Below are 12,682 nucleotides of genomic sequence, written 5' to 3'. Positions count from 1 at the left end.
GATCACTCCCTTTCAAATCAAAATTTTTTCAAATGTCATCTGATTTCTTGTCACCATCAGTATACCATAAACGGGACCGGTGCACAATCGCGGGAGAATCAGTTTTCAGGCCTCTTTTCGGGTCAAAATACGGAAAAATCCACAAGAAAAAACATCCTGTGCGCAGACTGCGCACAGGACATTTGATCACCTTTTGGGTTTGTGCCGGGGCGTCAGCTCCGCAAAGGAGCGGGTCCGGGTATAGCAGGGGCTGTAGGGGTTGTCCAGGTCGGCAGGGCGGGGCGGGGGACAGGCGGCCGTCCTGGGCCGCGCCGCCGGCTTTTTCCACCGGCGCACCACCCGCAGCCGGGCCCCTTTCACGGCTCCTCCGCCGCCGTCGAGACGGCTCCGGCGGTCAGCTGTTCCCACATGGGTTCCCCGGGAGCGATGCTCTCCGCCGAGGCGCTGTTCCACGCGCCACGGAAACCCACATAGAAGGAGCTCATATATTCCTGGCTGTCGCCGGTGTTGGACTGGGTGGCATCGGGGCCGTAGCTGCCCAGGTCCAGGCCGGTGAGAACCGGGCAGTCGGTCCAGCGATAGACCATATTCCACCAGTCATCGTCCGAATCCCCCTGGGGCAGGCTGCCGTCCAGGTAGCGCAGGGCGCCGGTGGACTCCTCAAAGTTGGCCGGGTCGTACAGGATATAAATGGAGCTGAGAGACCCCTGCACGTCGGCAGCCAGGCGGGTGGTGCCCGCCATGGTCATATAGGCGTCGTCGTTCTCACTGTAGTCCAGGGTGTAGACGTTCACCGTCACCACCACTTCGCCGTCCTCGTTCAGGTCCTCGCCAAAGGCCGCCAGCTCCCGCTGCAGGGCCTCCACCGTGTCCTCGGGCAGGTAGTAGGGGGCCACCACCGCCACGTTGTAGTCGGGGTGGACGGTGAAGAAGTACTGTCCGATGAAGCAGTATCCCACAAACCCCACCACGATGGCGCCCAGGATCACCCATTTCAGGTTGTAGTCCCACCAGTTGTTCCACCGCTCCCTGCGGGTGTACTGGCGCTCCTTCAGGGGGCGGATATCCTCCTCTTTGATGTCGCGTTCATAGCGGTAGCTTGCCATAGGTGTTTCTCTCCCTCGCGGCGCGGCGCCGTCACAAAATGGTCTGTCCCAGCCGGCTCATGGCCGCCAGAATGTTCTGGCGCACCGCCTGGGGCAGCTGGGTCTGTTCTTCCTTCTTCATGCCGGCGGTGCGGATGGCCGGCAGAATGGTGACGCGGACGCTGCCCGGGCGTACGATGCAGCCGTGGTCCTCATACAGGGCCCGGGCCCCGCTGATGGCCACCGGCACCACCGGGGCGCCGGTCTTGATGGCGATGCGGAAGGCGCCGGCCTTGAACTCGCCTGCGCCGCCTTCCACCCCTTTATACCGGGTGCCCTCGGGGAAAATGGTGAAGCTCTCGCCGTTTTTGACCACGTCGGAAGCGTCTTTCAGGGCCTGCAGCGAACCCCGGACGTCCTCCCGCTTGACATAGACACAGCCCAGCAGGTTCATCCAGCGGCTCAGCAGGGGAATGTTGGCCAGCTCCTCCTTGGCCAGGATGCCATGGGGATGGTCCAGCGCCACCAGCATGATGGGGATATCAAAATAGCTGCGGTGGTTGCCCACAAAGACCACCGGGCCCGAGGCGGGGATGTTCTCCACCCCCTCCACCGTCATCTTGACGCCGGCCACCCGCAAAAGCCCCCGGCACCAGCGGGGAATGTGGTAGTTGACAATCTGGCGCACCGTCTCGCGGTCACCGGCGGCGGCAGCCTTTTCGGCCCGGCGCAGGGTGCCGTAAAACAGCAGCATATAGCCAAACATGTACACATACATTGCGATGGTTCGCAGAATATAAAGAATCTGCAACGAGGTCCCCTCCCAGTTGGTTTGTTGTATTTTTGATGATTTCATTTGTATTGTAACACAGATTGGGGCAAAATGGGAGATCGAAACACTTTTTTTACAAAAGCGCGGGGTCCAAGGTCTTGCAAAATCCACCAAATACGGGTATTATGTAAGATGTATAAAGGAAATATGTTTCGGGGACTGGGCGTTTTGCACAGAGACCCGAGAGAGGGAACAGACAAATGGGACTTTTTCCGAGCGCAAATGACTTCAAGGACGGCCGTGGCGTAGACAAGGACACGCCCCGCAAGACCGGTCTGGGCCGTTTCTTCGAGCTGGTGGGTCGGGACATGAACGGCATGTTCCTGGCCAACCTGCTGACCTGCCTGGGCTTTATCCCGGTGATCTGCCTGGTGTACATCGGCTTTCTGATGAACAGCCTGCCGGTGATGGTGGTGAGCGCCGTGGTGGGCGGCGTGCTGGCCGGCCCGGTGCTGGCGGGCATGTACGACACCGTCCTGCGGGCTCTGCGGGATGAGCCGGGCTACTGGTGGACCACCTACCGCCGGGCGTTCCGCCAGAACTTCAAGGCCAGCATCCTGCCCGGCATCCTCTACTGCGTGGTGGTCACCCTGCAGATTTTCATCGTCTATTTCTGCTTCAGCATGCTGGCCCAGGGGGTCAACGTGGGCACCGGCATGTGGGTGGCCGCGGTTTTGAACCTGGTGGTCTTTCACATGCTGTTCGCCTATATGTGGCCCCAGGTGGTCCTGCTGGACCAGCCTTTTCACCAGACTCTGGCCAACAGCATCCGCTGCATGCTGGCCTTCCTGCCCCATGCTCTGGCGGCATCCATCGTCCAGATTTTGTTCTGGGGCCTGGTGATCCTGTGCATGCCTCTGGGCCTGCTGCTGATGATCGTCTTTGGCTTCTGGTTCACCTGTGAGATCTGCTGCCAGATTGTCAGCGGCGATCTGGAGCGGGTGTTCCACGTGGAGGAGCAGATCCGCGCCAAGAAGGACGCCGAGCTGTCCGCCGCCCTCGCCGCCGACTATGCAGAGGACGAGGACCCTTCGTCCGACGGCAGCGACAGCGGCGAATGAGCGCCGCAGAGAGGCAGGGCGCAGGATGGAACAGAAAAACAACCTGATTCTGCAGGGGACCGAGACTTTTTCCCGGGGCGCGCTGGACAACGTGGCCCTGGAAAACGGCTGTCTGGTGCTGGACAGCTCGGCCGGCCGGTATCTGCCCTACGGCAGCTATACCTCCCCGGAGCTGGCCATGCCGACCTTCTGCAACCTGAACGTCAGCTGGAACGCGCTGGCCCCCGACAACACCATGCTGGAGGTCCGCTGCCGGGTGTATGCCAACGGGGACTGGACCAGCTGGATGAGCTTCGGCAAATGGGCTCCCGATTATCCCCGGCGCAGCATTCACACCCAGAGCGAGGACGGCCTGGTCTTTCTGATGGGGGACACCGTCACGGTGGCCGCCCCCGGCGGAGCGGTGGGCATCCAGCTCCAGGTGAACCTCTCCTCCAACGACAGCAAGGTGACCCCGGCGGTCCGCCTGCTGGCTGCCGCCGTCCGGCCCCTGGCCTGGGACCGGCAGGACGGCGCCGTCTCCAACCACCGGCTCTACCTGCCGGAATACAGCCTGGAAGGCCGTGATCCCAGCTTTGGCCGGGAGATGGACCTGTCCCTGGTGATGGCGTCCCTGATGAACCGGTGGGGCGAGGATATTCTGCCCGAGGAAGTGGCCTACACCATGCTGGACGGGGCCACCAGCAGCGTCCACAACGCCGCCTATGCGGTGGCGGCCGCGGCCTGCTGCGGCTATCCCAGCTGGCTGGGCTGGCTGGATTTGAAAGACCTGCGGGCCCAGATCCACGACGGCTGTTCGGTGGGCGTCGAGATGGAAACCCGTCTGGCCGGCCAGAAAGAGCCGGTGCGGGTGTGGATGGCCCTGCGGGGCTTTGGGCATGACGACGACGTCATGGCCAACTTTGTCCTGCTCAACGACCCCACCGCCGACAGCGGCAGCGTGGCCCGCACCATGTCAGTGGCGGATTTTCAGCGTTATTTTACCGGGCGGGCCATCATTCTGCGGCCCAAGCCCCGCACCATCGCCACCACCCGGCCCCGCCGCATCCGCTGCGGGCTGGAAGCCGGCGGCGAAGGGGAGTGGTTCTTTACCCAAAAGGGCGGGCGGGACCTCCTGCCCGATTCCTTCAGCGGCTGGATCGCTTGCACCATCTACGACGGAGTGGCCCACGCCACCACCGCCCACAAGACCTTTCACCGGATGGAGCGGACGGCAGCGGGCGGGGTGCGGTTCCCCGCCGATCTGGCCGGCGCCGAGGGGCGCTGCTGCATCTATGCGGTGGATCAGACCGGCACCATGCGGGTAGCCGAGATGGTTCTGCCGCCCCACACGGCCGCCTCCGCCGGCTGACCGGCCGGCCAAGCGTTGAAACACAGCAGCCGGGCCCCGCGCCCGACTGTTTAACGGAAGCGCTGCTCCCATGCGGCTCTGCGGCTGCGGCAGGGCGGCGGTTCCAGGGTGAATCCAAAAAAGACTGTCCTGTCTGCCCCCGGCCCGGACTGTCCGGCCCAGAGGCAGGCGCAAAGACGCTTTCCGGGTCCGCCCCAACAAGATGGGAGGAACAATTATGGCAAAAACGATCATCACTTTGAGCCGTGAGTACTGCACGGGCGGGCGCTATATCGCACAGGACGTCGCCGACGCGCTGGGCATCAAGCTCTACGACAAAGAGCTGATCACCATGGCAGCCAAGGACTCCGGCCTGTCGGAGGAAGCTGTCGCGGCCAGCGAAAAGCGCCACACCCACAGCCTGCTGTACAGCCTGTACACCATGGGCACCGACCTGCCCCTGAGCGACCAGGTGTTCATCCTGCAGAGCCGGATCATCAAGAAGCTGGCCGATGAAGGCCCCTGCGTGATTCTGGGCCGGTGCGCCGACTACGTCCTGCGGGAGCGGACCGACGTGCTCCACGTCTTTGTCCACGCCCCGGTGGAATGGCGCCGCGTCTACGCCAAGACCAACCCCATCGTCAAGGCCACCACCGAAAAAGGCATCCGGGACGAGATCGACAAGACCGACCGTCAGCGCGCCGCCTACTACAACTACTACACTCAGAACCGCTGGGGCGACGTCCACAACTATGACCTGAGCGTCAACGCTGCCCTGGGCAAGGACGCCTGTGTCCAGATGATTCTGGCCGCAGTGGAAGCCAAGGAAAAGCAGCTGGGCTGACGCCGGAAAGCTGTCTGCACAATGGGCAGGGTGCGGGTGCATTCTGCCCATCTTTTGTGTACAGACGCGGTGTGCAAAAGACGTTCCCGCGTGGAATACTGAAAAAGGGACCCGCCCCAAAGGAGGCATCCGACTATGAAAAATCTCAAATGGAACCTGATCCTGATGAGCCTGCTGTATCTGGCTCTGGGCATCTTTCTGTTGGCCGTGCCCGGCCTGGCCCTGAACATCGTCTGCTACGCCCTGGGAGGCGTGGTGCTGGCCTGCGCCGCCGTCCAGCTGATCCGGTATTTCACCGCGGAACACAAGGTCTTTCAGAGCCAGTTCACCCTGATTTCGGGTCTGGTCTGCCTGGGCCTGGGCGGTTTTCTGATCCTGCGCAGCGACATTGTGGTGCGGATTCTGCCGGTGGTGTTCGGCCTGTTCGTTTTGTTCGACAGCCTGGGCCGGATCCAGAACGCCCTGGAACTGCGCCGCTGCGGCTATCCCAGCTGGAAATGGTTCATCCTGCTGGCCCTGCTCAGCGTGGTGCTGGGCGGCATCATGATCTTTGACCCCTTCGGCGCCATGGAAACCCTGGTCATGGGCATCGGCATCATCCTCCTCATCGAGGGCGCCTTCAACCTGGGCGGCGCCATCTATACGGCCCTGGCCATCCGCCGGTTCAACAAGCTTCATCCTGAGACCCAGTCCATGCTGGAATCGGTCACCGGCATGGATCTGAACGGCGACGGGGTGGTGGGGGCCGACTATGCCTCCACCGACACCATCTCCACCGCCCGGGAGCTGGACACGGTGGACGAGAGCGCCGAAGTGAACCAGGAATAACCCCGTTTTTCTGCCGCAGACGCGGCAGTAGCATAGAAAGGGAAACACGACCATGGAAAAATACGACCTGATTATTGTGGGCGCAGGCCCTGCCGGCATCTTCACCGCAGTCGAGCTGCTGCGCCACGGCAGCAAAAAGAAGATCCTTCTGGTAGAGAAGGGCAAATCGGTGGAGCAGCGCCGCTGCCCCAAGGCCGAGCTGGGCTACTGCGTCAACTGCCGGCCCACCTGCGCCATCACCACCGGCTTTTCGGGCGCCGGCGCCTTCTCGGACGGCAAACTGAGCCTGTCCTATGAGGTGGGCGGCGACCTGCCCTCCCTCATCGGCGAAAACTTCGCCCAGCAGCTCATCGACTACACCGACAAGATTTATCTAGACTTCGGCGCAGACCCCCATGTGGAGGGCATCTACACCGGCGAGGACATCCGCGAAATCCGCAAAAACGCCATCAAGGCCGGCCTCAAGCTGGTGGACTGCCCCATCCGCCATCTGGGCACCGAAAAAGCCCATCAGCTGTACCTGGCGGTGGAAAAACACCTGCAGGCCGGCGGCGTGGAGATGCTGTTCTCCACCGAATGTGAGAACATTCTGCTGGACGGGGACATCTGCCGCGGCGTCCTGGTGCGGGAAAAGAACGGCGAATCCCGCCCCATCTACGCCGACACGGTGGTCATCGGCACCGGCCGCCGGGGCGCCGACTGGCTGGAAAAGCTCTGTGCGGAACACCACATCGCCCACAAGCCCGGCACCGTGGACATCGGCGTCCGGGTAGAGTGCCGCAACGAGGTGATGGAAAAGGTCAACCGGGTGCTGTACGAGTCCAAGCTGATCGGCTACCCCCGTCCCTGGAAGAACAAGGTCCGCACCTTCTGCCAGAACCCGGGCGGCTTTGTGGCCCAGGAGAACTACGACAACGACCTGGCGGTGGTCAACGGCCACAGCTACAAGGAGAAGAAGAGCGAGAACACCAACCTGGCCATTCTGGTGTCCCACAACTTCACCGAGCCCTTCAACCAGCCCATTTCCTACGCCCAGAAGGTGGGCGAGCTGACCAACATGCTGGGCGCCGGCCACATTCTGGTCCAGCGCTACGGCGACATCCTGGACGGCAAGCGCACCTGGCCCGAGGAACTGGCCCGCAGCAACGTCCGGCCCACCCTGCCCGATGCGGTGGCCGGCGATATCACCGCCGCCATGCCCTACCGGGCCATGACCAACATCATTGAGTTCATCAAGATGCTGGACATGGTGGTGCCCGGCTTCGCCGCCTACGAGACCCTGCTGTACAGCCCTGAGCTGAAGTTCTACTCCAACAAGGTCAAGATGGACAAGAACCTGGACACCAACATCCAGGGCCTCCACTGCCTGGGCGACAGCTCGGGCTGGACCCGCGGCCTGATGATGGCCAGCGTCATGGGCGTCCTGATGGGCCGCAAGCTGGCCGAAAAGGAAGGCCTGGAGCTCCGGCCTCTATAACAGATTGTAATATAACGCTTTGTATATAGGCCTTTAGCCGCTTTTCACCCCCGGGTTTCCGGGGGTGTTTCTTTGTGAAACGGCCTGCACCTCTTTCAGCGTCCGGCCCCCGCCGGGAAATCCAGACAAAAAACGCCCCCGTCCGGGCCGCTGGGCCTGAACGGGGGCGCTGTGTTTTTTCTGTTCCGGTTTTCCGGCCCGCAGGGAAGTTTACTCCCCGATGATGACCACGCTCTTCATCCGAACGGGGGTGGCGGGCTTATCGTTCCAGTCGGTGCGGACCGAAGCAATCCGGTCCACCACATCCATGCCGGCGGTGACGTGGCCAAAGGCTGCGTACTGGCCGTCCAGGTGGGGTGCATCCTGGTGCATGATGAAGAACTGGCTGCCGGCGCTGTTGGGATCAGCGGCACGGGCCATGCTGACCACGCCGCGGGTGTGGCGGATGGGGTTGGCCACGCCGTTGGCCAGGAACTCGCCCTTGATCTTCCAGCCCGGGCCGCCGGTGCCGTTGCCCAGGGGGCAGCCGCCCTGAATCATAAAGCCGGGAATCACCCGGTGGAAGGTCAGGCCGTCATAAAACCCGGACTTCACCAGCTTCTCAAAGTTCTCGCAGGTGATGGGGGCGGCCTTCTTGTCCAGCTCGATGTCGATGACACCGCCGTCTTCCATAGTAATACGAACCATAGTGCTTCTCCTACTCCTTCATCGCAGGCCCCGGCGTTCAACGTCCCAGACGCCCCGGGGCACAGATACCAAAGCCCGCGTCTCCCGCCGGGAAAACCACACACAGGCTTTTCCATCTCCCATCCGGCCAGGAAAAAAGGACGCGGGCGCCCTATCGACATTTTACCATACTTTCGTTCTCATGGAAAGAGAGAAAAATGTAAACCCTTCATGAAATCCCTATGAACGCCCCCAAAATCCGGTCCCCGGACCGGGCCCGCAGGAAAATTTTCTTTTCCCTGTTGACAGGCCGCCGGTTTTGGGCTATACTGCATCCATCAAAACTTTTTGATATGTTGTGAGGATGGAATAAGGCTATGGAAACACTGTATCAGCAGCAGGCCCGGGTGTTCAAGGCCCTGTGCGACCCCAAGCGGCTGGCCATTCTGGAACAGCTGCGCACCGGAGAAAAGTGCGCCTGCGTCCTGCAGCAGCCCCTGGACCTGACCCAGTCCGGCCTGTCCTATCACATGAAGATTCTCTGTGATTCCGGCCTGGTGGAGAGCCGTCAGGAGGGCAAGTGGACCCATTACCGGCTGAGCCGGGAAGGGCGGGAGGCCGCTCTGGACCTGCTGCGCCAGCTCACCACCCCCGACGCCGAAGCCCAAAGCTCCGGCTGCGCCTGCCGCCGGGGCAGGGAGTGAGCCGCCGGGCGTACTCGGCCCTCTGCATCTTGTCCGCACCTGCGCCATTCGATGGAATGGCGCTTGTTTCGGGGCTACACATCAAAATATTTTGATGAATCATCCGCAAAGCGAGGTATTCTTATGGGTATCGGGACATTTTTACAGGGCCAGGTGTTGGGCATGAAATGGCTCAACGCCGCCATCGGCCGGGGACTGGAGGCTCTGGGGCTGGACCTGTCCAGCCGTCTCGGGGCCAGCGTCCAGTTTTTCCTCTACGATGTGCTGAAAATCACCATTCTGCTCTGTGTGCTGATCTTCTGCATCTCCTACATCCAGAGCTATTTCCCGCCCGAGCGCAGCCGGAAGATTCTGGGCCGGTTCCACGGCATCGGCGCCAACCTCATCGCCGCCCTGCTGGGCACCGTGACTCCCTTCTGCTCCTGCTCCTCCATCCCGCTGTTCATCGGGTTCACCAGCGCCGGGCTGCCTCTGGGGGTCACCTTCTCCTTTCTGATTTCTTCCCCCATGGTGGACCTGGCCAGCCTGCTGCTTTTGATGAGCATGTTCGGGGCCAGGGTGGCGGTATTGTATGTGCTGCTGGGCCTGGCCATTGCGGTGGCCGGCGGCACCGCCATTGAGCATCTCCACATGGAGGACGACATCGAGCCCTTTGTCCGGGCGGCGCCGGGCGCCCTGATGGACGCACCCAGCCTGACCCAGCGGGACCGCCTGCTCTATGCCCGGGGCCAGATGGTCTCCACCTGGAAAAAGGTTTTCCCCTACATTCTGGTGGGCGTGGGAATCGGCGCCTGGATTCACAACTGGATTCCCGAGGGCTGGGTGGAGGCCCTGCTGGGCAGCAGCAGTCCTCTGGGCGTTCTGCTGGCCACCGCCGCCGGCATCCCCATGTACGCCGATATTTTCGGCACCATCCCGGTGGCCGAGGCACTCTTGGCCAAGGGCGCTCAGCTGGGCACCGTCCTCTCCTTTATGATGGCGGTCACCACCCTATCTCTGCCCTCTCTGGTTCTGCTGCGCAAGGCCGTCAAGCCCCGGCTGCTGGCCCTGTTTGTGGGAGTCTGCGCCGCCGGCATTGTGACGGCCGGCTACCTTTTCAACGCACTGTCCATTCTTTTCATCTGACACAGGAGGTAAACTTGTATGGGACTGTTTGACAAAAAGAAAGAAGCATCCGCCTGCGGCTGTTCCTGCAGCTGCTCGGCCCCTCAGGCCGACACCAACGCCCGCATTCTGGTGCTGGGCTCGGGCTGCGCCCGGTGCCACGCCCTGGAGGATACCACCCGGGCCGCTCTGGCCGACCTGGGCATGGACGAGCCGGTGGGCCACGTCACCGATTTCGCCCAGATCGCCGCCTATGGCGTTCTGTCCACCCCGGCCCTGGTGGTGGACGGGAAGGTGGTGTCCTACGGCCAGGTTCCCAGCCGGGACCAGATCAAGGCCCTGATCCAGAAAGCCAGAGGGTGATCGCCATGGAGACCAAGCCCAAAGTCGCCTTTGTCTGCGTCCACAATTCCTGCCGCAGCCAGATTGCCGAGGCCCTGGGCCGCCATCTGGCCGCCGACGTGTTCAACAGCTATTCGGCGGGCACCGAGACCAAGCCCCGGATCAACCCCGACGCCGTCCGGCTGATGAAAGAGATCTACGGCATCGACATGGAGCAGACCCAGTGCAGCAAGCTGCTGTCCGAGCTGCCCCCGGTGGATGTGGTCATCACCATGGGCTGCAACGTCCAGTGTCCGACACTGCCCTGCTGCCGCCGGGAGGACTGGGGTCTCGAGGACCCCACCGGCCAGAGCGACGAGGTATTCCGGGAGGTCATCGCCCGGATTCACGCCCGCATCCTGGACCTGAAAGCCCAGCTGGAAGCCGGACTCTAATCCCCCAACCACAAAACGCCCCCTCCCAACCGACCGCAAACCGGTCCTTCGCTGGGAAGGGGCGTTTTTCTGCTTTTTTGCCGGGGTCACAGGGCCGCCGGGCATTCTTCGTACAGTTTCCCGTCCTTGACCCGCACAATGCGGTTGCAGATGGACAGGGCCTGGGTGTTGTGGGTGATGGTGAGGACGGTGCGGTCCTTCAGGGCCCGGATGTTTTCCAGCACCCGGCGCTCGGTGGCCTCGTCCAGGGCGCTGGTGGCCTCATCCAGCAGCAGCACCGGCGCGCCATAGTAGATGGCCCGGGCAATGGCCAGCCGCTGGAGCTGGCCTTCCGACACGCCGGCGCCGCCCTCTCCGATCAGGGTTTCGTACCCGTCGGACAGGGTATCCACAAAATCGTCCACACAGGCGGTCCGGCAGGCCGCCTGGATGCGCGCCTTTTCCTCCGGGGAAAAGACCGTCTGGTCATAGCGGAAGGACACCACCTGCTCGATGGTTCCCGCAATGACGCTGTGGCCCTGGGGCACATAGGCGAACAGCTGGCGGGTGGCAGGGGAGAGGGGCACCGCGCCGCCCTCCTTGTCCCGCACCGTCACCTGGCCGGCCTGGACCGAATAGAGGGAGAGGAGGATTTTCAGCAGGGTACTCTTGCCGGCCCCCGACACCCCCACAAAGCCGATGCAGTCCCCCTGGTGGATATCCAGCGACACATCGTCGAGGGTGGGGTCTCCGTCGTAGCCAAAGGACAGGCCCCGGATCTCGATGGTCTGCATATCCGGCGGGGGAGCGTCGGGGCGCAGGGATTCCTTGGGCAGGGCGTCCAGATCCATCAGACGTTCGGCCGAGGTCTGGAAGGAAAACCAAGAGGACAGCTGCTGCGTCATATCGCCGAAGGGGTTCTGCACCTGGCTCACCAGCTGCAGCGCCGCCGACAGGGTGCCGTAGGACACCCGTCCATCCAGCACCCCCGCGCCAAACCACAGCAGACAGCCCAGATACCCCAGGTCGCTCAGCACCCCGTACCCGGTGTGGAGCACATTGGAGAAGCGGTTCTGGCGGTAGACCGCCTGGCGCAGGCTGTCCAGCCGGTCTTTCCAGGCGGTGGTGGCGCTGTCGTAGGCCAGAAAGGTCTGGACCATCAGGGTGTTGCTGAGGGTGTCCTGCTGCACCGCCTGCACCCCGTCCGACTCCCGCCGCACCGCCCGCTGCATGGTTTTCATGGGGCGGCGAAGCACCGCCATGGCCACGCCCACCCCGGCCAGCACCAGGGCGTACACCACCAGAAAGGCGGGCTCCCACCAATAGAGAACCAGCGCGGCGCCGCCGGCCCGGACCACAATGGACAAAACGCCCGGCACAATGGTCAGCAGGCCCGACACAATCAGCTTGACGTCGCTGTTCAAATGGCTGTTCAGCTCGCCAATGGCATATTCTTTCAGGGAGGAATACTCGGTGCGGAGCAATCCCTCGTACAGCCGGCCCTTGATGCTGGCCTCCATCTGGAAGCTGACCCGCTGGTTCAGGTGGAACAACACGCTCCAGATGGCGGTCTGGAGGCCGAACAGTCCGGCATACAGGACGAATCCGATTACAAACCCCCGCTTCTGGCCGGCCACGGCGGCGTCCACCAGAACCCGGAACACCAGCGGAACCACCACCACATTGGCCGCGCTCCACATCCGCAGCACCGCCGTCAGGAAAACGCCGTATTTATACCGCCCGACCCGCTGCCATACCCATTGCAGCTGCTGGCGGGTTGAATATTTGCCGTGTTTTTTCTTGTTCACCCTGGTTCCTCCTCGCCCCGCCTGTGTAAAAAAGAGGCGGTCAAACATGTTGACTGCCTCCTGTGCTTCTTCGTTCCCGGCGCCATGCCGGCCCTTTTCCGCCGGACTGCGGGTCCTGCGCCCCGCTTTATAGGGCGAAAAGACCCATTTTATCCCTGCAAATCCATGCATAACCAGAGATCGCTTCC

At 62.6% G+C, this 12,682-nt stretch carries 14 protein-coding genes; 9 read left to right on the top strand and 5 right to left on the bottom strand.

From position 1 onward, the window contains the following. Positions 1 to 186: 186 nt before the first annotated feature. The 3 genes from B5E67_RS15605 to B5E67_RS08750 are packed head-to-tail and all read right to left on the bottom strand — an operon-like array spanning position 187 to position 1,896. Positions 187 to 360, bottom strand: coding sequence for a hypothetical protein (locus tag B5E67_RS15605; protein WP_158098863.1), 174 nt, complete (start codon positions 358 to 360; stop codon positions 187 to 189). Continuing rightward, on the bottom strand, positions 357 to 1,106 hold the full coding sequence (locus B5E67_RS08755; protein WP_087384752.1) for a hypothetical protein: 750 nt from the start codon (positions 1,104 to 1,106) through the stop codon (positions 357 to 359). The genes B5E67_RS15605 and B5E67_RS08755 overlap by 4 nt, the downstream gene beginning before the upstream one ends. Positions 1,107 to 1,137: 31 nt before the next feature. Next, complete coding sequence (locus B5E67_RS08750; protein ID WP_242956894.1) at positions 1,138 to 1,896, bottom strand: lysophospholipid acyltransferase family protein; 759 nt, start codon at positions 1,894 to 1,896, stop codon at positions 1,138 to 1,140. Between the two features lie 221 nt (positions 1,897 to 2,117). Between B5E67_RS08750 and B5E67_RS08745 the strand changes: the two genes are divergently transcribed. The 5 genes from B5E67_RS08745 to B5E67_RS08725 all read left to right on the top strand — a co-directional run bounded on the left by B5E67_RS08745 (position 2,118) and on the right by B5E67_RS08725 (position 7,457). Continuing rightward, positions 2,118 to 2,978 (top strand): DUF624 domain-containing protein, encoded by an 861-nt coding sequence (locus B5E67_RS08745; RefSeq protein WP_087384748.1) that lies wholly within the window; start codon positions 2,118 to 2,120, stop codon positions 2,976 to 2,978. A gap of 25 nt (positions 2,979 to 3,003) precedes the next feature. Further along, positions 3,004 to 4,329 carry a hypothetical protein gene (locus B5E67_RS08740; RefSeq protein WP_087384746.1) on the top strand — a complete coding sequence of 442 codons (1,326 nt, stop codon included), beginning with the start codon at positions 3,004 to 3,006 and terminating at the stop codon, positions 4,327 to 4,329. A gap of 217 nt (positions 4,330 to 4,546) precedes the next feature. Continuing rightward, positions 4,547 to 5,152, top strand: a complete 606-nt coding sequence (locus B5E67_RS08735; RefSeq protein WP_087246006.1) for a cytidylate kinase-like family protein — start codon at positions 4,547 to 4,549, stop codon at positions 5,150 to 5,152. 135 nt (positions 5,153 to 5,287) lie between these two features. Further along, complete coding sequence (locus tag B5E67_RS08730; RefSeq protein WP_087366893.1) at positions 5,288 to 5,980, top strand: DUF308 domain-containing protein; 693 nt, start codon at positions 5,288 to 5,290, stop codon at positions 5,978 to 5,980. Between the two features lie 52 nt (positions 5,981 to 6,032). Next, positions 6,033 to 7,457: an FAD-dependent protein gene (locus tag B5E67_RS08725; protein WP_087384745.1), complete on the top strand. Its 1,425-nt coding sequence runs from the start codon at positions 6,033 to 6,035 to the stop codon at positions 7,455 to 7,457. 210 nt (positions 7,458 to 7,667) lie between these two features. Here B5E67_RS08725 and B5E67_RS08720 read toward each other — a convergent pair whose 3' ends face one another. Beyond that, positions 7,668 to 8,144 (bottom strand): peptidylprolyl isomerase, encoded by a 477-nt coding sequence (locus tag B5E67_RS08720; protein ID WP_087246011.1) that lies wholly within the window; start codon positions 8,142 to 8,144, stop codon positions 7,668 to 7,670. A 356-nt stretch (positions 8,145 to 8,500) separates the two neighbouring features. Between B5E67_RS08720 and B5E67_RS08715 the strand changes: the two genes are divergently transcribed. From B5E67_RS08715 to B5E67_RS08700, 4 genes are all read left to right on the top strand, one after another. Next, positions 8,501 to 8,827: a metalloregulator ArsR/SmtB family transcription factor gene (locus B5E67_RS08715; protein WP_087384743.1), complete on the top strand. Its 327-nt coding sequence runs from the start codon at positions 8,501 to 8,503 to the stop codon at positions 8,825 to 8,827. Positions 8,828 to 8,950: 123 nt separating this feature from the next. Beyond that, positions 8,951 to 9,952, top strand: coding sequence for a permease (locus B5E67_RS08710; RefSeq protein ID WP_087384741.1), 1,002 nt, complete (start codon positions 8,951 to 8,953; stop codon positions 9,950 to 9,952). Positions 9,953 to 9,970: 18 nt separating this feature from the next. Then, a complete protein-coding gene (locus B5E67_RS08705) occupies positions 9,971 to 10,294 on the top strand; it encodes a thioredoxin family protein (RefSeq protein WP_087384739.1) in 324 nt (107 codons plus the stop codon). Positions 10,295 to 10,299: 5 nt separating this feature from the next. Further along, positions 10,300 to 10,707: an arsenate reductase ArsC gene (locus tag B5E67_RS08700; protein WP_087384779.1), complete on the top strand. Its 408-nt coding sequence runs from the start codon at positions 10,300 to 10,302 to the stop codon at positions 10,705 to 10,707. An 86-nt stretch (positions 10,708 to 10,793) separates the two neighbouring features. Here B5E67_RS08700 and B5E67_RS08695 read toward each other — a convergent pair whose 3' ends face one another. Continuing rightward, a complete protein-coding gene (locus B5E67_RS08695; RefSeq protein ID WP_158098862.1) occupies positions 10,794 to 12,494 on the bottom strand; it encodes an ABC transporter ATP-binding protein in 1,701 nt (566 codons plus the stop codon). Positions 12,495 to 12,682: the final 188 nt, after the last annotated feature.

Origin of the sequence: Faecalibacterium sp. An122, from assembly GCF_002160895.1 — a bacterium.
In the GTDB taxonomy this organism is placed as follows: Bacteria; Bacillota; Clostridia; order Oscillospirales; family Ruminococcaceae; genus Faecalibacterium.
Note: the sequence above shows the minus strand (reverse complement) of the source record. Positions and strands in the feature narration are given on the sequence as shown.